Origin of the sequence: Sulfitobacter sp. SK012 (assembly GCF_003352085.1) — a bacterium.
GTDB lineage: Bacteria > Pseudomonadota > Alphaproteobacteria > Rhodobacterales > Rhodobacteraceae > Sulfitobacter.
Window position 1 is genome coordinate 4,368,512 of record NZ_CP025804.1, and the last position, 22,846, is coordinate 4,391,357.

The following is a 22,846-nucleotide window of genomic DNA, read 5'->3' on the forward strand; positions in this document are numbered from 1 at the left end:
ACAAAACAACCAGATGGAGAGACCGGTGAGCGAAACACACCGTGGCCGCCAGACCAAAGACGGCATCCGCATTTACGACCCTTCAGATTTCGCCGGCATGCATGTCGCCGGACGTCTTGCAGCGACCATTTTGGATGAGGTCGCGGCACATGTCTTTGTGGGCCAGACCACCGGAGAGATTGACCGCATTATCGAAGAAAAGGTCAACGCTGCTGGGGCAAAATCAGCGACGATTGGGTATAAGGGGTACAAGCATGCCAGCTGTATTTCGGTCAATCATGTGGTCTGTCATGGCATCCCGGGTGACAAAAAACTCAAGGACGGCGACATCCTTAACATCGACGTGACCGTGATCGTGGACGGGTGGTTCGGGGACACCAGCCGCATGTATGTGGCCGGAAAATTGGCGCGCAAACCAGAGCGGTTGATCGAAGTGACCCACGAGGCGCTGATGCGCGGCATCGAAGTGGTCAAGCCGGGCAATACATTTGGTGACATTGGACACGCGATCCAAGCCTTTGTCGAAGGCAACCGCATGAGTGTTGTCACAGACTTCTGTGGCCACGGATTGGGCCGGGTCTTTCACTCGCCGCCCAATGTGCTGCATTACGGCCGTCCCGGCACCGGATCTGTGTTGGAACCCGGCATGTTTTTCACCATCGAGCCGATGGTCAATCTTGGCCGGGCAGAGACAAAAACCTTGGCTGACGATTGGACGGCGGTAACCCGCGACAAATCGCTTTCCGCACAATATGAGCATTCCATCGGCGTGACCGAAGACGGGTTTGAGATTTTTACGCTTTCACCGTCCGGTATGTTCCATCCGACCTACACCAAAAGCGATTAAGCGCGTTCCAACAACGTAACGTGAGTGTCCCCGTATTTGCGGGCATCAAGTCGGGTAAAACCCGGTGGTGCCCGCATCGGAGCGCTCTCTTCCCAAACGATCATCGCATCCTCAGCAATCCACTCCCCCTTTAGGGCGCTTTCCAAAGCTGCCTGCCCCATTGACTTGCCATAAGGTGGGTCAAGGAAAACCAGATCAAACGGGCCGCCATCGCAGCCCGGCAAATCCGTTGCATTAGCGCGCAGGAGTTTCACCTGATCTTGTACGCGTAACTTCTCCACGTTCTCGCCAATCAAGCGCTGCGCTACACGTCCATTTTCGACAAAACTGACGTGGCGCGCACCCCGCGAAAGCGCTTCAAGACCAAGGGCACCCGTGCCGGCAAACAGATCCAGCACCCGTGCGCCAGAAATGACGTTGTGATGGGTCAGCATGGAAAATAGGCTTTCGCGCACCCGATCAGATGTCGGGCGCAGATGGGCTGCGGCATCGCCTTTACCCACGTCGGCAAGGGGGACGCCGCGGTTGGTACCCGCGATAATCCTCATGCGCGCAGCAATGCCTTTAGATCAGTGCTAGGGTCCATGATAGCAGTCGGATCAGGCGATTTTCCACCTTCGATCAGACGTTTGCCGACCATGAACCCGCGCGGGTCATTCATCGCATCCACGGCAAGCAAGTCATCGCCTCGGTAATACCAGATCGACAAACTATCCGCGTCCGTGCGCCGCGTGATCACCCGATCATAGCCGGTGTTCAGGCCAGCGATCTGAAGTTTGACATCGTATTGATCAGACCAGAACCAAGGGGCTGCGACATATTCCTTGCCTGCGCCCATCAAATTTGCCGCGACAACCTCGGCCTGTTCAATCGCGTTCGGCACACTTTCCAATCGGATGCGCCCACCACGATATGGGAACGACGTACAGTCCCCAGCGGCCCAGACATGCGGCGCACTGGTGCGGCCGTGCGCATCAACCTTGATCCCGTTTTTAATCTCGATTCCGGCTGTTTCCGCCAAACCCGTACCGGGCCTAATCCCAACACCCGCGATCACAAAATCAACGGCAAGCTCCGAGTGATCGTTCAGCATGGCACCAGTCACATTGACCTCACCCTGCAAATGATCAAGGCCGACACCTTCGCGGATATCAACGCCGTGCTTGGTATGCAGGTCGCGAAAGAAATCAGACGTCTCAGGGGCGGCCACGCGCTGCAAAATACGCTCGGACTGCTCAACCAATGTGACTTTCAGACCAAGCTTGGACGCGACCGCGGCCGCCTCCAGTCCGATATAGCCACCACCGACGATCAACACCCGTGTGCCCTTGATAAAGCGGGGAGACATGGCATCGACATCTGACAGGTCCCGCACCACATGCACGCCCTCAAGCGCGCCGCCAATTGCACCGGGCAACCGGTTGGGCACAGACCCTGTTGTCAGGACCAGTTCGTCATATTCAAACGTCTCACTCGAGATGGAGATTTTGCGCGCGTCGATGTCTAGATGACTGACGGGGCGGCCCATGCGCAAATCGATGTCATGCTCGGAATAAAAGCTCTCTGGGCGCAAATAAAGGCGCTCAAGCGCCATGTCGCCCAGCAGATATGCTTTGGACAAGGGGGGGCGCTGATAAGGGGGTACAGGCTCAGCACCGATCAGCGTGACCTTGCCGTCAAACCCGTCATTCCGCAGCTTTGCCACGCAAGAGGATCCAGCCTGTCCGGCACCAACCACAACGATATGTCGCATCAAAATCTCCCTTATCGGACTGGCCTTACTTCTCGGCCAAGCTACATCTGTCACCGAGACAAACACAATCATCAGAAGGCTCTAACCATGACAATTTCTCAAGGCGATACGCTACCTGACGCGACACTTGTTGAACTGGGCGCAGATGGCCCCGCGCCAGTCAAGATGTCCGACAAAATCAATGGCCGGAAGGTTGTAATTTTTGCGGTACCTGGTGCCTATACCCCTACATGTCATTCCGCCCACGTGCCCAGCTTTGTGCGCACCAAGGGCCAGTTTGATGCCAAAGGCGTAGACGAGATTATCTGTGTTTCGGTCAATGACCCCTTCGTCATGAAAGCTTGGGGCGAGGCGACAGGTGCCACAGCTGCCGGGATCACAATGCTGGCGGATGCAGAATCCGAATTCACCAACGCTCTCGGCATGGCGTTTGACGCGCCTCCCGCTGGCCTCATCGCGCGCTCAAAGCGCTACGCGATGCTGGTTGAAAACGGCAAAGTGACCCTTTGGCAGCCTGAAGAGAACTCGGGCGTCTGTGAAATCTCAGGCGGCGAAAGCCTTTTGGCAAACATGTAAAACCAAAAGGGGCAGGCCCATGTATGGTGCCTGCCCCCTGTTAGCTTCAGCAGATTGAAGCTTAGCCGGACGTTTGAACAATCGTGCGTGTCGGGAACGGAATATCGACCCCACCTGCGTCCAAAGCTTCTTTGACCTGACGCGTCATATCGGCGTGAAATCCGAAAAACTCGGACGCGTCGCACCAAACTCGCACCAGAAAATCGACGGAACTATCGCCAAGGTTTGTTACCTGAACGAAAGGCTCTGGATCGCTCTTGGCGCGGCTATCAGCCATGATCGTGTCACGGATAATCTGCTCGGCGATCTTGAGATTGGCACCGTATCCAACGCCAAACGTCCATTCCGCACGACGGGTATCGTTGGTGGAATAATTGGTGATTGTTGCGCCCCAAACGCCGGCGTTGGGGACAATAACCTGTACGTTACTCAAATCGGCAAGCTCGGTGAAGTTTAGGCTGATATCGACAACAGTGCCCATTTTCCCTGCGACTTCAACGAAATCTCCAATTTTGATTGGCCGGAAAAGGATCAACATGACGCCTGCCGCCACGTTTGAGAGTGTCCCCTGAAGCGCCAAGCCAATCGCCAAACCTGCCGCACCAATGATCGCGACAATGGACGTTGTTTCGACACCAAATGTGTTGAGAACAAACATCGCCGTAAAGGCCAATATAAGATAGCGCGCGAACGAAGCCAGAAAGTTGAACAGCATTTCGTCAAGATGTTTGTTGGCTTTGCCTATTTTTTGAATACGCCGCTGCGCCCAAACAGAAATGGTCCACCCCAGCAAAAGAATTAGCACGGCCCCCAATACGGAGCCCGCAGCAGAGGCAATAAATTCAAACGAAAATAGGTCAGACAGAGTTTTGCCCTGCCAGATTTCGGCACTCAATAGTTGTTGCATTGGTTCTTCCTGTATTTTGCTATTTACCCTCGGAGACCGTCCATTTTGCGGGCCAACTTGACATCTAGTGCGCTTAATCCATCGACATCGTGGGTCGTCAATGTGACTTTTACGCGGTTATAGACGTTCTCCCATTCTGGGTGGTGATTCCACTTTTCAGCCCAGATGGCAACACGGGTCATCCACCCAAAAGCATCGGCGAAATCAGCAAATTTATACTGTTTGGTGATCGCATCACGATCCTCCACAATGCTCCAGCCGCCCTCGATCAGCGGGTCAAGCAGTGTGCTGCGCGTCTCGGTGCTCAGTTTCTCTGTCATTCCTGTTCCTCCACTTCAATTTTCTTAAATGGCCCGTAGTCCGTTAGTATTTCAATCTCTTGGTCCACAGCAGCCCGTTCTGCACCCAGGTAATCTGCAACCGCGCGGCCAAACCCCGGATCACGCATCCAGTGGAGCGACCATGTTGAGGTTGGCAAATACCCCCGCGCCAATTTGTGCTCGCCTTGCGCACCCGCCTCAACGGTCTTGAGGCCCATCGCAATCGCGATATCGATTGCGCGATAGTAGCACAGCTCGAAATGCAGGCAGGAGTGATGCTCACGGCAGCCCCAATACCGGCCGAATAACGCTTCAGCTCCGATAAAGTTCAGCGCGCCAGCAATCCAGTGCCCGTCACGCTTTGCCAACACCAGTGCGATGTCGTCCCTCAGCACCTCATGCGCGATGTCAAAGAACGCGCGCGTCAGATAGGGCTGCCCCCATTTGCGCGCACCTGTGTCTTGATAGAAATGCCAAAACGCATCCCAATGCTCAGGCTCGATCTGGTTGCCCGTGAAGGTTTCAATCGTGCCACCAAAACCCTGCGCAGTCTGGCGTTCCTTGCGGATAGTTTTGCGCTTTCGTGAGTTTAGATCGCCAAGGAATCCATCAAAATCTGCATAATCTCGATTGAGCCAATGAAACTGCTGGCTCTTCCGCGCCATCAGGCCATATGCCTCTGCCCGCTGCACTTCATCCTCCGTGCAGAATGTCACATTCAAAGAAGAAAGCCCGTTGTTCTCTGTCAGTTGGATGGCACCCTGTACCAAAGCAGCCAACCCTGCCTCCTCGAACCCAGGGCGGGTCAAAAACCGTCGTCCTGTCGCGGGAGTAAATGGCACGGCAATCTGCAGCTTGGGGTAAAACTGGCCACCTGCCCGTTCGTAAGCATGCGCCCAATTATGGTCAAAGATATACTCACCCTGACTATGCGACTTGGCATAAAGCGGTGCGACGCCGATCAACACACCATCAATCCGGGCAGTTAGATATTGCGGCTGCCAGCCAGTGCCTGGGCCTACACTGCCGCTATCTTCCAGCGCCTTGAGAAATCGGTGGGTGGTAAAGGGATCACGCGCGCGCGCGCCTTCAGCCGCTTCGGGACAGGCGCACGTATCCCACTCCGCCGCCGATATGTCAGCAAGCGAAGGAATTATCGAAATTTCGACCTGTTGATCGTTCATGTTCCTGCCTTTTGACGCCTGCCTCTTAAACTGTGACCAACTGGCCTGTGTTCAAGGGCGGTGCTGCGCCGCATATCCCTCAAAGGTGATCGTATCGGCAATTTTTCGGGCTTCGGCTTCTTCCCCAGCACTCCGAACCGTCCAACAGCAGATCACAGCTCCGTCCTGTTTGAGCGCCTTGACCCGCTGACGGTCCAGATCATCGATGTCATGAGAGATAAAGCAGGCACCAACATCGTCGTAATCCGGAATGTCGCGCAAACGGTCACAGATCGGCTTGGGCAGCGGCCACTCGTCGTATAGATACCCGCTTGTCGTCAGCCCGCGCGGCACCGACGGCATGAGATCACGCATCAATGCTACTGAATGCGGATTGAACGACATCACCGCAACGTCCCCTGTGTAACCCACAAGCGCTTGCGCCGTTGCACGTTCCAATGGCCCGACGTTCTTGCCCATCGCTCCATCTTGGTCTTTGACCTCTATCACCACGGGCACCTGACCAGCAATCAAATCAAGAATTTCAGACAGATTTGGAATGCCTTCATCATTGCCAATCAGCGGTATGCCAGCAAGCTCAGATGCACCGCGTAGACGCACAGGTCCTGTGGCTTTGGCCAGGCGATCCAACGCATAGTCATGAAATACGATCGCCACGTCATCTGCACTGAGTTGGACGTCGATTTCTATGCCATAGCCGGCAGCGATCGCGGCGCGGACCGCGGCACGGCTATTTTCGGGTCGCCCATCAGCGATATCATGCAAGGCCCGGTGCGCCAGCGGCACACGACTGAAACTGGGTGGCAAGGTCATTTGACCTCAAAGATTCCCTCGATCTCAACGGCCACGCCCAATGGCAATGCGCCTGCGGACACAGCAGATCGCGCATGACGACCAGCATCGCCCAGAGCTTCGACTAGAAAATCAGACGCCCCGTTGATCACTTTGGGCTGATCTTTGAAATCGCCGTGAGAATTTACAAATCCCGTCAGCTTAACCACGCGCACCAAACGCTCGATATCGCCGCCACAGGCCGCTTTTACCTGCGCTAGCAAATTGATTGCACAGATGCGTGCCGCTGCAGCACCCGCGGCAACATCAAGATCATCACCGACTTTGCCGGTGATCAATCCGTCTGGCCCGTTGGAAATTTGGCCGGAAACATAAAGAGTACTGCCCACTTGAACGAAGGGAACATAGTTGGCGGCCGGAGCCGGGGCGTCAGGCAGTGAGACACCCAATTCGGCGAGGCGAGACGTGATACTCATGGTGATCTTCCTTTGCGGCAATGTGTTTCCAGCGAAAGCTACCGGGGATCACGCCGAGCCGAAAGGGGGCAGATCAGCTTTCGCGGAAAGCACGCACAAAATAGTCAGCCATAGGTTTGATCAGGTAGGCCATTGGGGACCGTTCAGCAGTTCGAATGAACGCATCCACAGGCATGCCCGGAACCAAAACGGTGCCCTCCGCCAACTTACCGAGTTCACCTGCATCAAGTGTTATTTCAGCCCGGTAATAAGGCTGGCCTGTCGCATCATCTTCCAGCGCATCCGCCGATATCTGCACCACATGACCAGTAAGTTCGGGCGTCGATCGTTGATCGAGCGATGACAGGCGCAGTTTGACAGCTTGACCCACCGACACTTCATCCACGTGGATCGGTTGGACCCGCGCTGCAATCACCAACGGGCGGTCTTGGGGTACCAGATACATCAAAGGATCTGCTGTACGGATCACCGAACGCGGCGTGCTCACCTGCATCGAATAAACAATGCCTGAGACTGGTGCCCGAATATCAAGCCGGTCAATCTCAGCCCGTAATGCGATGCGTTGTTCAATCAATTCCAATTCGCGATACCGCAAATCTCGCAACCGTGTGATTGCTTCTTCGCGCCCAGCGGTGCCCAACTTGAGGACCTCGATTTCCGTCTCAGTAACGCGACCACCGGCTTGTGCCTTGGACGCCGCAAGCTCGCCGATCTCGCCGCGCAAACGCGCCTGCTCCCGCTGCAGTCCAATAACAGTAGCCGCTTGAGCCAAACCTTGATCCAGTAGCGATTGCTGGCTTTTCAGCTGCTGCTCGATCAACTCTGCCTGCGTTGCAAGTGACGCTTCTTGCGCTTCAATTCCGATAATCTGATCTTCGATTTGGCCTCGACGCTTACCCAATTGCTCAATCTCGCGGGCAACTGAATTACGGCGCGCGGTAAACAGATTTCCTTGACCGTCCATCAGTTCCTGCAGGTCAGAATTGGCCAAACCTACAGCGATCAACTCTTCGTCAAAGGTGACTGTATCGGTCTCATCACGTTCCGCTTCCAGACGGCCACGACGCGCCATCAACTCAAAAAGCTGCCCTTCATTGATCGCCAATTGCGATGCGAGCTGTTGCGGATCAAGCCGGATCAAAAGCTCGCCTGCGGCGACGGTGTCGCCTTCTTTTACCAAGATTTCTGAGACGGTGCCGCCTGTGTCATGCTGCACGATCTGACGATTTTGCTCGACCTCGAGCCGTCCGGACGCAACAATTGCACCCGCGATGTTCGTGGTCACAGCCCAAGTCCCAAATCCACCAAAGAGAAGCGCCAAGCCGATAAAGCCAATAAGGACTGGCCGCCAAGCCGACCAGCGGTTGTTTGAACTCTTCATGTTACGCCTCCTGAATCTGCCGGTGCTTTCTTGAGCTGCTTGTGATTCTTGACCATGCCAGCCAACACCTCGTCCTTTGGACCAAAGGCCATGCGCATCCCACCATCCAGCACCAACAGCGAGTCGCATTCCTGAATTGCCGCGGGTCGGTGTGCCATGATCATCACCGAACGTCCTGCCGCTTTCATCTCGCGGATTGCGTGATTAAGCGCTTGCGAGCCGACATTGTCGAGGTTCGAGTTAGGTTCATCGAGCACAACCAGCACCGGATCATCATAGAGCGCCCGTGCAAGCCCAATCCGCTGCATCTGCCCACCCGAAAGACGCACCTGCCCGGATTGGATCAACGTGTCGTAACCCTGCGGCAACTCTAGGATCATTTCATGGGCCGCGGCCATCTTGGCCGCGGCAACAACCTTTGCGTCGTCAGGGTTATCAGCCAATCGAGCAATGTTCTGGGCTATCGTGCCATCAAAAAGCTGCACGCGCTGGGGCAAATAACCGATATGGCGACCGAGTGTTTCGGTTCCGTAATGCTCAAGCGCGGCACTGTCCAAGCGAACCGAACCGCCTGCGGGGCGCCAAACACCTGTCAGCGTACGTGCCAAGGTTGATTTACCAGCACCAGACGGGCCAATCACGCCAACCGCCTGTCCTGGCTCAACAGTAAAGGTCACTGATTTGAGCGAAGCCTGTTTTTCGCCGGGCGGCACAACAGTCAGGTTGCGAGCCTGCAAAAGGGCTTTGGGCTTTGGCAATTCTGTGCGTGGCGGCTCTGGCGATACTGCGCCCAAAAGTTCCGCTAAATTGCCCCAAGCGCCCATACCACGTTGTACGATGGGCCATTGGTTCAACGCCATCTCAACCGGTGCCAACGCGCGACCCAAAAGGATCGACCCCGCGATCATAGCTCCCGGTGTCAATTCATTCTTCAGGACCAAATAGGCGCCCATGCCCAGCATCGCCGATTGCAAAATCAACCGCAGTGTTTTTGTCATTGATGTAAAGGTACCGCCCACATCAGTCGCCCGAACTTGGCTTTCAAGCGCGACGGTGCGCGCCTTTTGCCAACGGGTGAAGGCGGCATCGCGCATGCCCATCGCTTGGACAATCTCCGCTTCGGTACGGATTTGATCCGCCATTGCAGAGGCGGCTTGGCCCGACACGCCAGCTTTTGCTTGCGCATGCCGAGACAACATTTGGTTTGCCACAGCGATCAGCACTAAAAGCGCCGCACCCGCAAGCGCCAAGTATCCAAGATAGGCGTGGAAAATGAAAATCCCCGCGAAAAAGATCGGTGTCCAAGGCAAGTCAAAGCCAGCCATAAAAACAGGCGACGTGATCAGGCGTTGAACTGCCTCAAGATCGGCAAGGCCACCGTTGGTTTTGACATCAGGGGCCACGGCGGATTTACGCACAACCGCATCAAAGACACGTCGGTCCAGATCTTCTTGAAAGCGGGCACCGACGCGGGCCATGATACGACCGCGCGTATAGTCGAGGATGCCCATAATCGTGTACATAAATAGCACCAGCAACGATAACGCGATCAACGTTTCCTGCGACCCAGAACCCAGAACGCGGTCGTAAACCTGCAGCATATACATCGGACCCGTAAGCATCAGCAGATTGGCAAACAAGCTAAAAAGCCCAACTGTCCAATAGAGATATCTACTGCGCTTGCGCACCTCGCGCAGCTCTGCTCGACCGTTCTTCACGAGATCGCTCATCATCGTAACCTTTCCGCTCGCTCGCCCCCTGTTAAGTCAGGGGTGCATTAGCCTCATGGACGTGCTGTGCGCGCCCTGTATTTGGCCGCACATTGACTTAGCCATAGTGGCATTAACAAGGAATTTCCAAGTTACGATTGGATCAAACTTTCAATTGATGCCGGCACGCTTCTGTCAGGTCACGTATCACATTCCAATTTGGGTTTGAATATGGGTCCATTCAAGGCTTCCCACCCTTGGGAAGGGATTAAACAATAAATCCGCAAAACACTGTTATTATTTAATTTTTTAAAATTGTTGACGTTACCGGCACAGCTTCCCCACTAAGAATGGGCCCAGCTCCGCCCATGAGACCGCCTCGAACACTGAACGGCGACATTTAGCGCATTGAATGACCCCTCATCTTGGGCCGATGCCTCGAGCAAAGCATGAACAGCGCAACGCACCGCAACCCAGAGGAAACAATGTACCCTTAGGACATCCAGCGCGCCGCACCGCTGACGCGAACGCTGTCTCCCGGCGTCCCCGATACATCGACACCAATACGCGACGCCATGCCCATATCCACTCCTTGGGCGATCTCAAATCTCCCGCCCGCTTGTAAGCCGTCCCAGTCAAGATCAACCAGCATCCCACCAAGCGCAGCAGCGGCAGCCCCGGTTGCAGGGTCTTCGATAACGCCCCCGCTCGCAAAAGCATTTCGAGAGGAAAATGCCCTTGGTCCTTCAATGTGGAGCAAGCTGATCGTGGTCAAATCATGGGCAGACATAACCGCCCGAACTTCGTCAAAATCATACGCCATCGCGGCTAGGGCAGCCCGATCAGAGAGTGTCAGAACCGCGTGACGCACCCCCGCAAAGGCCAAGGTTGGCGGCAATCGGAGGTCAAGGTCATCCCGTTTCAAGCCAAAATGCCCCAACACCTGATCCGTCAGAGTAGCTTCAAGCGGTTTTGACCAAGTTGAGGGCGATTGCAGGGCGGCTTGAACGTTTTCACCATCCACACGCGCTTGGACCGTGATTTGATTGTCCCGCAGTGCAAGTGCAAACACGCCGGAGCCTTCTTGCCGGCCTAATGCGGCACCCAAAGCGATCGTCGCATGACCGCAAAAGGCAACCTCACCTTGGGGAGCATAGTATCGAACCTTCCAGCCCTCATTCGCAGGCATCGCAAATACCGTTTCAGAATAGCCTATCTCAGCCGCGATCGCCTGCATTTCTGCCGGAGCAGGCAATCTATCACCGATCCAGACACCAGCAGGATTGCCGCCCTCGGCCCCTTCAGCGAACGCAGAGATGTGAATTGGTTTCATGAGAATGTCTCCTGTTAATTACTTATCGGACACCTGACATCCCTCCCCTAGAAAGGAAAATTCCGTTTTGACAGCACACCAATCACAAAGCGTGATGTCGGCTTAGCGGTTTTCATTGTCTCGGGCGCGATCTGCCTTGCGCTCCGTTCTGGTGCCGCTGCTTCCTCTGCCAAATATATCGCCCAAGATCTTGTCGATAACGCTGGTTCCACGCCCCCCACTTGCATCAGGATCAGACGTAGAGATGTTGCCGTCAAAGACCACCTGAGGTGCCACTGGTGCCTGCATTGGGAGCGGCTTGGGCGGCACCCCCTCATGAACGCGGGTCATGACCTCGCGCCAGATTTCTGCGGGCAAACCTCCGCCCGTCACACCCTTGAGCGGGGTATTGTCGTCATACCCCATCCAGACCCCAGCAACGTAATCCGCTGAGAACCCAATGAACCAAGCATCGCGCGCAGCTTGGGTTGTGCCGGTTTTGCCTGCCAACTCGCGGCCTTCAAATTGGGCACGCTGGCCAGTGCCTTCGGAAACGACCTTTTCCATCATGTAGATCAGTTGGCCGGCGGCAGCCTCTTGAATGACCCGCTCTCCGATCCCACCGCCTGTTCCCATCAAGGGTTCCGTGTCCCCGCGCAAGCTCAGGTCGATCAACCCGTAGGGCTGCACCGAAGAGCCGCCGTTCAGGATGCCAGCGAAGGCACCCGTCATTTCCAGCAAGGTGCTCTCAGAGACGCCTAGTGCCAGCGCCGGGCCCGCGGCGAGGTCACTCTTAATGCCGAATTGCTCCGCAACCCGCGCGACCAACCCGCGACCGACGCTTTCGGACACTTTCACTGCGGGGATGTTCAACGAAAGCTTCAGGGCATCCGTCAACGTGACCGGGCCCTTATAACTCTTGGTATAGTTCTTGGGGCACCATTCTCCGGAGCCGGGGATATTCTGGCAATAAGGCGCGTCGTCGATTGTATCGTTAGGAGAGTATCCCAAATCAAGCGCTGCAGCATAGATGAACGGCTTGAAGGCTGATCCGGTTTGACGCAATGCTTGCGTGGCCCGATTGAAGGCACCCGACACTTTGGTTTTGCGACCGCCAACCATGGCACGCACGGCCCCATCCGCTGACATCACGACAATCGCCGCCTGAGCCTCTGACCCCTCGCGGACCTTATTGTCAAAAACCCAGTTCAGTCCGTCTTCGGCAGCGCGCTGCATCCGCGGATCGAGGGTTGTCTTGATGATCACGTCTTCTGTGGTCTTGCGGGTGAAAAATTCAGGGCCCGACGACATCACCCAATCAGCAAAGTATCCTCCCGCTTCCGCTTCTGCTGCGTCTGACAGGACGGCGGGGTTGGCCTGAGCGTCTGCCGCTTCAGCAGCCGTTAGATAACGCTGCTCTTCCATAAGACGCACAACGGTTGCCGCGCGATTTTGCGAGCGATCCAAACTGTTGGTGGGCGACAAAGTCGTGGGGGCAGTCAATAACCCGGCCAACATCGCCGCTTCAGCCGCGCTGACTGTAGCTGCTGGTTTGCCAAAGAACCGCTGGGCGGCCGCTTCTGCGCCATACGCGCCGCCGCCCATATACGCCCGGTTCAGATAGATCGACAGGATTTCACCCTTGGAGTATTTCGCTTCCATCGCGAGTGCATAAATCGCCTCTTTGGCTTTGCGAGACAGGGAGCCGCGACGGCACGCCGCCTCGTACTCACGCTCAGTCTGACCTGCTGCTGGATCAAAAGGATCACCTAGACACAGAAGCTTTGCGACCTGCTGCGTGATGGTAGAGCCGCCGTGACCCTGCAAGGGTCCGCGCCCTTCTGACAGGTTGATGCGCACTGCTGATGCGATGCCCCGCGGACTGAGGCCAAAATGCCGGTAGAACCGTTTGTCTTCCGTCGCGACCACCGCGTTCTTGAGATAGGGCGACACGCTGTCTGATGTCACGACCCCGCCAAATTGATCACCTCGCCATGCAAAGACCCGGCCATCGCGATCCAGCATCGTAACCGAGCCGCGCGCGCGTCCATCTAGCAGTTCGTCAACCGGTGGCAACGTCGTATAGAAATAACCGATCGCCAGAGCCAAAATCGCGCAGCCCACGAGTGCTGCACGGGATGTCACCACCCAGATCAGCCGCAAGATCCAACGCATCAAACGACCTGGCCATCCAAGGATGCCGGTACGCTTCACCCGGCGCGGTTTGCGCTTTGGCTTGCGCTTCGCTTTTGTAGCGCTGGCCTTAGGTTTGGACGAATAGCGCTTATCGGCGACCAGAGGCCGCTTGCGCTTGGGTGAATCAGTCATTGTTTAGGGCCTGCCCGGCTTGATTTTTATGTAGTCTAGCCGCCTCTGAGCGAATTGTTTAGCGCTTGCAGGGACAAGAAGTGTCAATATTTTGCGTAATTTTTGTGCAGAACGGGTATATCGCACACTTTTTGAGCATCGCAGTCGGTTAAACACCTCGATTGGCAGCCTTAACCTTTCATAAACCCCGCGCTTACCGGCTCTCTACCCCTGTCTAAAGCAGGACAAGCCTGCGGATCAAAAGGGGACTCAACGGTGAAACTCATCATTGCCACCATAAAACCATTCAAACTCGAAGAGGTGCGCGAAGCTTTGACCGACGTCGGCGTGCGCGGACTCATGGTTACAGAAATAAAAGGGTTCGGCGCCCAGTCAGGTCACACAGAGATTTACCGTGGCGCAGAATACGTTGTGAATTTTGTGCCCAAGGTAAAGCTCGAGCTGGTTGTTGCAGACAACGTTGCCGACCAGATGGTCGAAGTGATCAGCCAAACGGCACAAACCGGCAAGATCGGCGACGGCAAAATCTTCGTCCTTGATGTCGAGCAGGCCGTGCGGGTTCGCACGGGCGAGACCGGCGAAGAAGCCATTTAATCCATACATTCCAACGAGGAAAATACAGATGAACCTGTTCACGAAACTCTCGATCACGGCGGCAGCGATCGCGCTCCCATCGCTAGGTCTGGCACAAGAAGCAGATACGACACCCACCAACGCCGAGATAGGCTTTATTTTCACCACCTTCATGTTCCTTGTGGCAGGCTTTTTGGTGTTCTTCATGGCGGCTGGCTTTGCAATGCTCGAAGCTGGGCTGGTACGCGGCAAAAACGTTACCATGCAGCTGACCAAGAACGTGGCACTTCTTAGCCTCGCTTCCGTGTTTTACTTCCTGTTGGGTTATAACCTGATGTACCCGGGCGACGGTTGGAGCATCGACGGCATGCTTGGCGCGTTTAAGTTCGCAAGCCTCGAACCTGTCGGTCTTGTCGGAGCTGAGCCTGATCTGACCTATGCCTCTGTTGGTTCAGATTTCTTCTTTCAATTGATGTTCTGTGCCGCGACGGCATCCATCGTGTCAGGCGCATTGGCCGAGCGGATCAAACTCTGGCCGTTCTTGATCTTTGTGGTTCTTCTGACATCCGTAATCTACCCAATCCAAGCGTCTTGGAAATGGGGCGGCGGTTTCTTGGACAGCATGGGTTTCCTTGATTTTGCGGGCTCAACCGTTGTGCACTCCGTAGGCGGCTGGGCTGCTTTGGCAGGCGCGCTGATCCTCGGCCCACGTATCGGCAAATACAAAGATGGCCGTGTCGTTCCAATGCCGGGTAGCAACCTTGCCCTTGCGACGCTGGGTATGTTCATCCTGTGGCTCGGTTGGTTCGGCTTTAATGGCGGCTCACAACTCTACATGGATAGCGCTGCCAACGTCTCTGACATCAGCCGCATCTTCTCCAACACCAACACAGCTGCTGCTGGTGGTGCGATTGCCGCACTGATCCTGACACAGGTTCTTTACCGCAAGCCTGACCTGACGATGATCCTGAACGGTGCATTGGCGGGCCTGGTGTCCATCACCGCTGAACCGCTGACGCCTTCACTGATGTCCGCTACTTTGATTGGTGCCGTCGGTGGTGTTATCGTGGTCTTCGCAGTGCCACTCTTGGACAAGTTCAAGATCGACGATGTGGTTGGTGCGATCCCAGTTCACCTCTTTGCAGGTATCTGGGGGACAATCGCTGTCGTCTTTACCAATGGCGATGCGAACCTAGGAACGCAGCTTTACTCCATCGTTGTTGTCGGGGCGTTTGTCTTCGTCACATCCGGGATCGTGTGGTTCATCCTCAAGATGACCATGGGCATTCGGGTTAGCGAAGAAGCCGAGATCATGGGCCTAGATATGTCTGAACTGGGCATGGAAGCTTATCCCGAGTTCTCAAAGAGCTAAGTACTGAGACCCTGAAACATATAAAACCCGGCCTTAACTGGCCGGGTTTTTCTTTTTGCACCATCGATTTTAAGCGTATTTTGGTGGTTCAGATACCAACGTCAATAATCGCCTTGGCCAAAATCGGGACAGTTTCCGCGTTCAGCCCAGCGATGTTCATACGGCTGTCGCCCACCATATAGATCCCGTGATCTGCGCGCAGCTTTTCAACCATCTCCGGCGTTGTTCCCAGCCTTGAGAACATGCCCCGGTGCTGTGCGAGGAACCCAAATCGATCTGAACCTGACAAACGCTGCAGTTCACCCGCGAGCTGTGTGCGCAGGCCAAGCATGGCATGGCGCACCTCTTCAAGCTCCGCCTGCCAGTCGGCCCGCAAAGCGCTATCATTCAAGATCATCGTCACCAACCGCGCACCGTGATCGGGCGGAAAGCTAAAGTTCTGACGGTTCAGAAATGCCAGTGTTTGTTGGTTGAGCTGTTGCGCTGACTTATCTGACGCAATGGCCATCAAAAGCCCCGTGCGTTCGCGGTAGATGCCAAAGTTCTTCGAACAGCTCGCTGCAATCAGGCATTCCGGCACCGCGGCGACAACTTTGCGCGTCGCAGCAGCATCTTCGGCCAGACCATCGCCAAAGCCCTGATAGGCGATGTCGATCATGGGTGTGGCGCCGGTCTGCAACAGCACCTCGATCACCGCATCCCACTCTGCCGGGTTCAGGTTTGCCCCCGTTGGGTTGTGGCAGCAGCCATGCAGCAAAACCACATCGCCCTTGCGCGCGGTCTTGAGGTCTTCGATCAATCCATCAAAATCCACGCCGCGCGTTTCGTTGTCGAAATAGCGGTAGGGAATCGTTTCTATCCCCAGATAGGACAGGATCGACAAATGGTTTGGCCACGTCGGATCCGAGACAAACACCCGCGCATCCGGACGCGCCATCTGGATCAATTCAAAGGCTTGACGCACCGCGCCCGTCCCGCCCGGCGTCGCAGCGGCGGCGATTGTGTCGCGCGCCACAGCACCGTCCAGAACCAGATCGATCATCGCATCGCCAAATGCCGGATCGCCAGCGAGCCCCGTGTAGACTTTGCTAACTTGTGTTTCCCACAACTGATGCTCGGCCTTTTTGACGGCGCGCATGACTGGTGTCAGGCCGGTCGCGTCTTTGTAGACGCCCACGCCAAGGTCAACTTTAGTGTCACGCGGATCTTCGCGGTACATCTGCATCAACGCTAGGATCTTGTCGGCGGGTTGTGCTTTGAGGGTCTCAAACATTATGCGTCTCCAGTTGCGACGGGTACGGTAGGGAACATGCCCCATTCCGCCCAAGACCCGTCATAAAGCGACCAAGCGTTGTGGCCCAAACGTTCAAGCGCGAGGGCGAGGATGGCGGCGGTGACGCCGGACCCACAGCTCGTGATGATTGGCTTGGACAGATCAACACCAGCGGTTTCAAATATTGTGCGGGTTGCATCGACGGATTTCATAGTCTTGTCGCTGTTCAATAGGTCTCCGAAGGGCACATTGCGCGCGCCCGGGATATGACCTGCGCGCAAACCTTCGCGTGGCTCTGGCGCATCGCCCCGAAACCGGCTGGCCGCACGCGCATCAACAATCTGCGGATCACCAAGCTTGGAGGCGTGGGCCACTTGTGTCACATCGCGCACCAGTTGGTTTTGCAACCGCACGGTCATATGCCGGTCGCGTGGAATTGGCGGCATGTCCTCTAGGGCGTTACCCTCGGCAACCCACTTCGGCAGCCCCCCATCCAGCACAGCAACGTTCGCCTGCCCCATCAGCTTAAAAAGCCACCACACGCGTGCCGCTGACAAAAGCCCAGCGCCATCATAAACAACCACTTGGTGCCCATCACCCACGCCCAATGCGCGCATTCGGGACATAAATTTCTCAACCGGCGGTGCCATATGCGGTAGATCGGACCGGGCGTCTGAAATGTCTTCAATGTCGAAAAACCGCGCACCGGGGATATGGCCATCGTTGTATTCAGCCTTTGCATCACGGCCCGCATCCGGCAGATACCATGACGCGTCTAGCAAACGCAGGTCCGGGTCTTTTAGATGTTTTGCCAGCCACGCTGTGGAGACAAGTGTTTTTGGATCATCGGTCATTGGAAATCCCTTATGTCATGGGTTTTCTTTGCCTACCGCCAAGGCCTCAAACAGGCAAGTGTGCTTGGGGTGCAAAAGGGTCCGTATTTTGCAAGCAAGGCAAAGTAGACGCCCTAGCCCACCACATAGCTAAAGCAGCATATTGCGCCAACAACGCTGCGCCATCCTTGGCCATGGTGAAATACGAGATCATCGGAGCAAGGTGAATATCCGCAAGCGTCACCGTTCCGTTCAAGACCAAACCTTCGGTGGCGATTTCATTAAGCAGCGACAGCGCCGGCTTTGCCCCTGCAAGGCCACGCACGATCTGTTCAGGATCGCCAGCCTCGTTCATCATTGGTGCAAAGACCGCATTTGAGAAAACCTGCCGCACCATCGGCACATAGCCATAGGCATCCACGATCCCGATCACTTGCGCCATGCGCGCCGCTGCCTTTGGGTCGTTTGGCACAAGGCTTGGGCCTGCCGCTAATGCTGAAAGGTAACGCAGGATGGCGGCCGTTTCCGTCAGGATAAAATCACCGTGTGTTAACACTGGCACCCGTCCCAAGGGCGTATGGGCCGCAAGCACAGGATCAGGATGCGCGGCAAAAGGATCGGCTTCAGTATAGCGGAGCTGTAGTTCAAACGCGATCCCAGCCATCCGCACAATCCGCGTGTAGACTGAATAATGGTATCCGATCAGGCCAAGCCGATCACCCATTGTCTTTGAGGAGGCGGGATTTTTGGCGTGACCAATCGCGCTTGGCTGAGGCTTCACGCTTGTCGTGGTTCTTTTTGCCTTTGGCGATGCCAATCTTGAGCTTGGCCATGCCGCGGTGGTTGAAATACATTACTAGCGGGACAAGGGTCATGCCCTTACGCTGGGTTGCATTCCACAGATGCGCCAACTGCTTGCGCGACACCAACATCTTGCGACGACGGCGCAGCTCATGACCGAATGTCTTGGCCTGCTTGTAGGGCGCGATGTAACTGTTCACGAGCCAAAGCTCTCCATCCTCAACCGCTGCATAGCTTTCGGCGATGTTGGAGCCACCCATGCGCAACGATTTCACTTCCGAGCCTTCGAGGATGACACCACATTCGATATCTTCATCAATCGCAAAATCGTACCGGGCGCGCCGGTTCTCTGCGATGACTTTATAGTTGGGGTCGGATTTACCGGTGGATTTAACTTGGGACATGATCGCAGATGTAGGGACTTGGCCTGCCCCGCGCAAGGCAAGTGATGCGCATGAAAGTCAGGTTTTAGCTCAAACCATTGCGGGCAATAAGCGTTGCGAGATCCAGAATGATCTGTCCGCGCCCCCGTGCGATTGCTGCTGGGCCGCCCGCCGGGTCATATGCCACAGTCAGATCAAACAGACCTGAACGCTCGCGCCGACCATCCGACACGCCTACAAAATACTGACCAGACGTGCGGAACACGCCATCGCTCCCCGCGATCATCTCAGCAAAGCGGACCTCAAGTTGAGCATCGGGAAAGGCTTCGAACGGCCAAGGCTGAGATGCAATCCGAGCGCCGGTCAGCTGCGTCAGGTTGCGCGTTAACCCAAGTGCAACAGCGCGCTCCGGCGCATCAGCCCACAGCGTTTTGGAGGAGCTAATCAAAGCGCCATCAACATTTTGCGTCGAAATTTCGTCGGCCGCAGCATAGCTGGGCAAGGACACATCGCGCACCTCAACGGACCGGAATGAAATACGCACCGATTGCGTCACTGTCGGTGGCTCAACCGCGACTCGCGCAGGATTGCTGCACGCCGCTAGAGCGCCGAAAAGAACCAATGTGGCAAGGTGGCGCGCGTATTTCATCATGTTATCGTCCCAACAGCAGCGAATTCGGTTTACGTTCAATGGTTCGCGCCAGTTTGGCAAGGGCATCAGCGGCTTTCTGGATTTCTTGCATGGTCGTTTTCGCTTCGCGCCCGAGGGTCTGCCCTTGATCATAGCCTTCGATGGTGCGGCTAGCCTGCGCAAAAAGCTTTGTCAGACGCTCCACAACATCCGGCAGGTCCCGAGCAGAAATCGCGATGCTGTCGGCCGCGTTGCGTGCCGAAGCAAGCGTTTGGTTCACGTTGTCCACGGCACCACCAGCGCGCAATTCGCCCAACGTCGCATTCATTTCGTCCAGCGCACCTTTGAGGGCACCCGGCAATGCAATCGCGTCATCCGTCCCAATGATGTTATCTGCAGATTTCACCAGTGCAGTCAGTTCGTTAAAGAGCTCGTCGAACTCCAGCGATTCTGCCTTGGCCGCTATCGCTTGGATTTCCTCTACCAGTTCGGGAACCCCTTCAACCGACGAGCTTATCGCATCCGCCGCGGTTGCCGCAGAATCCAGCGCCGTGGTCAGTTTTGCGACCAATTGCTGTTCTTCTAACTCGGCCACCAATGCTTCAACCCGCATAAGCGTCGCGTTGAGCGCAACGGGGACGTTTTGCACATCTTCGGAATTCACCAGACCTGACAGATCGCCCAAAAGTGTCCGCACATCGCCCGGCGTTTCGCGTAGGTTTTCATCAGATACAAATGCATCAGCAGAATTCATCAAGCTTATTGCGCTTTCCAGCAACTCTTCGATGGGCAGCTTATTAAGTCGGCTGAAAACACCTTCGACGGTCGCGGCGGCATCCGATGTGCTGCTTTGGGTCGTTGGTATGACAGGCAATTCATCACCCACAACTTCCATGCGCGCGGGAGGAGCATCATCCACCAAAACCAGCTCAATCTTGAGACCCCCGGTCAAAAGGCTGGCCGAAGCTAGCCGCGCACGTAGGCCGTCAGCCACCCGTTCCTGAAGCAACGCCAGTGCCTTTTCCGGCGTCGTTTCACCTGGCAAGCCAAGCCGCGCAGGCTGGATCGCCAGCGTCGCATTGAGGCGCACCCGGCTGTCGCCGAATTGGTCGTAGTCCACAAGACCGACCAACGCTTCAACATCACCAATCCGCAGGCCACTCAATTCAACCGAAGCACCGACAGCCAAACCTGCAAGGTTGTCGTCAAAGACTACGTTCAGACGCAATGGATCCACTTCGGACGCGTTGAAAAGACTGCTGCGCGCGTCTTCCTTGCTATCAAAAATTTCGAACACAGTTCCGTCTGAGACCCGCTCACCGCCAGAAACAAATGTATCGAACGTAATCCCGCCGCCCACCAGCGTCGCGATTGAGGAGAAGTCAATTTCGGCACCGCTTGGCCCGATAGACACACTAAAGCCAGAGGTATCCCAGAACCGTGTATTGGAATTTATGAGGTTGCGATGATCGTCATTAATAAGCGCTTCGGCAATGGCAAAAGAACCATTAGAAGCGATCTGTGCCCTGCCCAGTTTGCCAACCTCGATACCTTTGAAAAGGATGGGCGCATTATCCGTCAAGGTGCCGCCCGACGCCGTTCTGAATGCGATCTGAAGGCCCGATTGGCCAGGCGTAATAAGTGGCGGATGGCTGGCACCCACGAATGTTTCGGCAGAGGGGCCCACTTCAGAATCCCATGATCCTTCGATATAAACACCGCTCAAAACAGTGCTCAGCCCGGTAATACCGCGCGCCGACACTTCAGGTTGAACGATCCAAAAGACCGACCCGTTGTCGATGAAAGGTCCGATTTCTTTGTCGACACGGATGTGCGCCGCAACCCGATCTAGGTTCTCGGTAAAGTTGAGTTTCTCCACCTTACCGACGGTGATATCGCGGTATTTAAGTTCGGTTTGGCCTGCTTCAATCCCTGCGCCGCTCACGAATTCGACAACAATCAGAGGCCCAAGATCGTTGAACGTTTTCCAAGCCACAGCAAGTGCCACAGCAAGTGCGAACAAAGGTATCAACCAAATCACAGATGCGCCGGAAAAGCCGCCTTTGCGACGTTGTTCGATATGAACCTCAGGAGGTGTATCAGACATCTTGTGGGTCCTCTTCGGCTTTGCGTTGAACATCCCAAATTAGGCGAGTGTCAAAGGCCTGCGCAGACAACATTGTGAATATGACCGAAAGTGCAAAGAAGAAACTGGCGGGTCCTGGATTGATCGAAGCAAGTGCCTTGAGTTGCACCAGCGATGACAAAATCGCAACCACAAAGACGTCAATCATCGACCAACGGCCGATATATTCAACGACCTCATACAGAAAGAGCCGCATCCGATAAGACGCTGTGGATCTGCGCTGGACACTGATTGCAAGGAACGCAATTGCCCAGAATTTAAACAGCGGAATAACCACCGAGGCAAAAAGGATGATCCCCGCGATCCCGTAAGCACCGTGATGCGCGAGCTCAACAGCACCGCTGATAATCGTACTTTCATCAGTGAGGAACAACGTCTTGGTCTCAAGCATCGGCAGGATGTTTGCGGGAAAGTAGCACATCAAACCCATGATCCACAGCGCCCAAACCCGCTGCAAACTATGCGGATCACGTGAGACAAGTTTGTGGCCACAGCGTCCGCAATGCGCTGTTTCGAGTGGCCAAGCTTTGCCGCACCGGGTGCAGACAACCAGCCCAGCATCGCGCGCCGTTACGACTTGTTGGGTTGTTCCAGTGAGTCCCATACCGACCATTTGCATAAAAAACTATCTGTTGCCACTACCAGCACAACGAGAATGCCAAAGAGCCAGAACGCTGGCCCAAACGAGACTTGTGCCAGATCGGAAATCTTGACCAAAGCAACAGCGCAACCCAAAGCAAAAATCTCTGCCATCGACCAGGGCCGCAAAGCTTCTGAGAAGCGAAAAGCCTGCATTGCATAGCGTGCTGGGGGTCGATCCCTGACCACCGGAACTAGCACATAGATCGTCAGCAACATGCGGGTGAGCGGCACAAATACGATCAGACCCGCTGTTACGAGTGCCAATGCAACCAACATGCCATGCGAGAAGGATAATGCCGCGTCCAGCACAGAAACAGAGTGTGTTTTACCGCCTGCGCTGATCTGGAGGAATGGAAAATAGGTTGCTGCGACAATTAGGATAACCACCGAGACGGCAAGAGCGATGATGCGCGCACCTGCACCCGCGCGCGGGGCAACCAGCACCTTGTGGCACCGCCGACACACAGCCCGTTCGCCCGATTTGGGCCGAACCAAACGGTAGGTCGCATCACATTGCCGGCAGACGATCAACACATCGTTCAGCACATCTGCCGGAGGGAGGGCCACATTTGTCATTGGGACAACATATCTGAGGTTTCGTGCCAGC

Annotated in this window: 23 protein-coding genes; 4 read left to right on the top strand and 19 right to left on the bottom strand. The window is 55.5% G+C overall.

The window, feature by feature from the left end:
* The first annotated feature begins 25 nt into the window (after positions 1–25).
* A complete protein-coding gene (map, locus tag C1J03_RS21310; protein WP_441351120.1) occupies positions 26–847 on the top strand; it encodes a type I methionyl aminopeptidase in 822 nt (273 codons plus the stop codon).
* Here map and rsmD read toward each other — a convergent pair.
* The gene (gene rsmD / locus C1J03_RS21315) at positions 844–1,395 is read right to left on the bottom strand and encodes a 16S rRNA (guanine(966)-N(2))-methyltransferase RsmD (protein WP_114888405.1); all 552 of its coding nucleotides are present in this window, start codon (positions 1,393–1,395) and stop codon (positions 844–846) included. The two genes, map and rsmD, sit on opposite strands and share 4 nt — an antisense overlap.
* Positions 1,392–2,600, bottom strand: coding sequence for an NAD(P)/FAD-dependent oxidoreductase (locus tag C1J03_RS21320; RefSeq protein ID WP_114888406.1), 1,209 nt, complete (start codon positions 2,598–2,600; stop codon positions 1,392–1,394). The genes rsmD and C1J03_RS21320 overlap by 4 nt, the downstream gene beginning before the upstream one ends.
* Before the next feature lie 87 nt (positions 2,601–2,687).
* On the opposite strand from C1J03_RS21320, the gene C1J03_RS21325 reads away from it, so the two are divergent.
* The gene (locus C1J03_RS21325) at positions 2,688–3,176 is read left to right on the top strand and encodes a peroxiredoxin (RefSeq protein ID WP_114888407.1); all 489 of its coding nucleotides are present in this window, start codon (positions 2,688–2,690) and stop codon (positions 3,174–3,176) included.
* Between the two features lie 61 nt (positions 3,177–3,237).
* Here the strand turns inward: C1J03_RS21325 and C1J03_RS21330 are convergent, their stop codons facing one another.
* From C1J03_RS21330 to C1J03_RS21370, 9 genes are all read right to left on the bottom strand, one after another.
* A complete protein-coding gene (locus tag C1J03_RS21330) occupies positions 3,238–4,083 on the bottom strand; it encodes a mechanosensitive ion channel family protein (protein WP_114888408.1) in 846 nt (281 codons plus the stop codon).
* A gap of 23 nt (positions 4,084–4,106) precedes the next feature.
* A complete protein-coding gene (locus tag C1J03_RS21335) occupies positions 4,107–4,403 on the bottom strand; it encodes a 4a-hydroxytetrahydrobiopterin dehydratase (RefSeq protein WP_114888409.1) in 297 nt (98 codons plus the stop codon).
* Positions 4,400–5,587, bottom strand: coding sequence for a GNAT family N-acetyltransferase (locus C1J03_RS21340; RefSeq protein ID WP_114888410.1), 1,188 nt, complete (start codon positions 5,585–5,587; stop codon positions 4,400–4,402). The genes C1J03_RS21335 and C1J03_RS21340 overlap by 4 nt, the downstream gene beginning before the upstream one ends.
* A 51-nt stretch (positions 5,588–5,638) precedes the next feature.
* Positions 5,639–6,400: a glycerophosphodiester phosphodiesterase family protein gene (locus C1J03_RS21345; RefSeq protein WP_114888411.1), complete on the bottom strand. Its 762-nt coding sequence runs from the start codon at positions 6,398–6,400 to the stop codon at positions 5,639–5,641.
* The gene (locus tag C1J03_RS21350) at positions 6,397–6,855 is read right to left on the bottom strand and encodes a RidA family protein (protein ID WP_114888412.1); all 459 of its coding nucleotides are present in this window, start codon (positions 6,853–6,855) and stop codon (positions 6,397–6,399) included. Before C1J03_RS21350 ends, C1J03_RS21345 begins: the two co-directional genes overlap by 4 nt.
* A 73-nt stretch (positions 6,856–6,928) precedes the next feature.
* Positions 6,929–8,236, bottom strand: coding sequence for an HlyD family type I secretion periplasmic adaptor subunit (locus tag C1J03_RS21355; RefSeq protein ID WP_114888413.1), 1,308 nt, complete (start codon positions 8,234–8,236; stop codon positions 6,929–6,931).
* Entirely contained in the window at positions 8,233–9,969 is a 1,737-nt protein-coding gene (locus C1J03_RS21360) for a type I secretion system permease/ATPase (RefSeq protein WP_114888414.1), read from the bottom strand. Before C1J03_RS21360 ends, C1J03_RS21355 begins: the two co-directional genes overlap by 4 nt.
* Positions 9,970–10,438: 469 nt before the next feature.
* Positions 10,439–11,278 carry a PhzF family phenazine biosynthesis protein gene (locus tag C1J03_RS21365; protein ID WP_114888415.1) on the bottom strand — a complete coding sequence of 280 codons (840 nt, stop codon included), beginning with the start codon at positions 11,276–11,278 and terminating at the stop codon, positions 10,439–10,441.
* A 102-nt stretch (positions 11,279–11,380) separates the two neighbouring features.
* Entirely contained in the window at positions 11,381–13,585 is a 2,205-nt protein-coding gene (locus C1J03_RS21370; protein ID WP_114888416.1) for a transglycosylase domain-containing protein, read from the bottom strand.
* 255 nt (positions 13,586–13,840) lie between these two features.
* On the opposite strand from C1J03_RS21370, the gene C1J03_RS21375 reads away from it, so the two are divergent.
* The gene (locus tag C1J03_RS21375; RefSeq protein ID WP_114888417.1) at positions 13,841–14,179 is read left to right on the top strand and encodes a P-II family nitrogen regulator; all 339 of its coding nucleotides are present in this window, start codon (positions 13,841–13,843) and stop codon (positions 14,177–14,179) included.
* Between the two features lie 28 nt (positions 14,180–14,207).
* Positions 14,208–15,530 carry an ammonium transporter gene (locus tag C1J03_RS21380; RefSeq protein WP_114888418.1) on the top strand — a complete coding sequence of 441 codons (1,323 nt, stop codon included), beginning with the start codon at positions 14,208–14,210 and terminating at the stop codon, positions 15,528–15,530.
* Between the two features lie 88 nt (positions 15,531–15,618).
* Here the strand turns inward: C1J03_RS21380 and C1J03_RS21385 are convergent, their stop codons facing one another.
* From C1J03_RS21385 to C1J03_RS21420, 8 genes are all read right to left on the bottom strand, one after another.
* Entirely contained in the window at positions 15,619–16,803 is a 1,185-nt protein-coding gene (locus C1J03_RS21385; RefSeq protein WP_114888419.1) for an amino acid aminotransferase, read from the bottom strand.
* Complete coding sequence (gene sseA / locus C1J03_RS21390) at positions 16,803–17,657, bottom strand: 3-mercaptopyruvate sulfurtransferase (RefSeq protein ID WP_114888420.1); 855 nt, start codon at positions 17,655–17,657, stop codon at positions 16,803–16,805. The genes C1J03_RS21385 and sseA overlap by 1 nt, the downstream gene beginning before the upstream one ends.
* A 46-nt stretch (positions 17,658–17,703) precedes the next feature.
* Positions 17,704–18,360, bottom strand: a complete 657-nt coding sequence (locus tag C1J03_RS21395) for a glutathione S-transferase family protein (protein WP_114888421.1) — start codon at positions 18,358–18,360, stop codon at positions 17,704–17,706.
* Positions 18,353–18,841 (bottom strand): SsrA-binding protein SmpB, encoded by a 489-nt coding sequence (gene smpB / locus C1J03_RS21400; protein WP_114889134.1) that lies wholly within the window; start codon positions 18,839–18,841, stop codon positions 18,353–18,355. The genes C1J03_RS21395 and smpB overlap by 8 nt, the downstream gene beginning before the upstream one ends.
* Before the next feature lie 64 nt (positions 18,842–18,905).
* Positions 18,906–19,472, bottom strand: coding sequence for a PqiC family protein (locus C1J03_RS21405; protein ID WP_254694121.1), 567 nt, complete (start codon positions 19,470–19,472; stop codon positions 18,906–18,908).
* A gap of 1 nt (position 19,473) precedes the next feature.
* Entirely contained in the window at positions 19,474–21,558 is a 2,085-nt protein-coding gene (locus C1J03_RS21410) for a PqiB family protein (RefSeq protein ID WP_114888422.1), read from the bottom strand.
* A complete protein-coding gene (locus C1J03_RS21415) occupies positions 21,551–22,210 on the bottom strand; it encodes a paraquat-inducible protein A (RefSeq protein WP_114889136.1) in 660 nt (219 codons plus the stop codon). Before C1J03_RS21415 ends, C1J03_RS21410 begins: the two co-directional genes overlap by 8 nt.
* Positions 22,168–22,815 (bottom strand): paraquat-inducible protein A, encoded by a 648-nt coding sequence (locus C1J03_RS21420; protein ID WP_114888423.1) that lies wholly within the window; start codon positions 22,813–22,815, stop codon positions 22,168–22,170. Before C1J03_RS21420 ends, C1J03_RS21415 begins: the two co-directional genes overlap by 43 nt.
* Between the last annotated feature and the right edge of the window lie 31 nt (positions 22,816–22,846).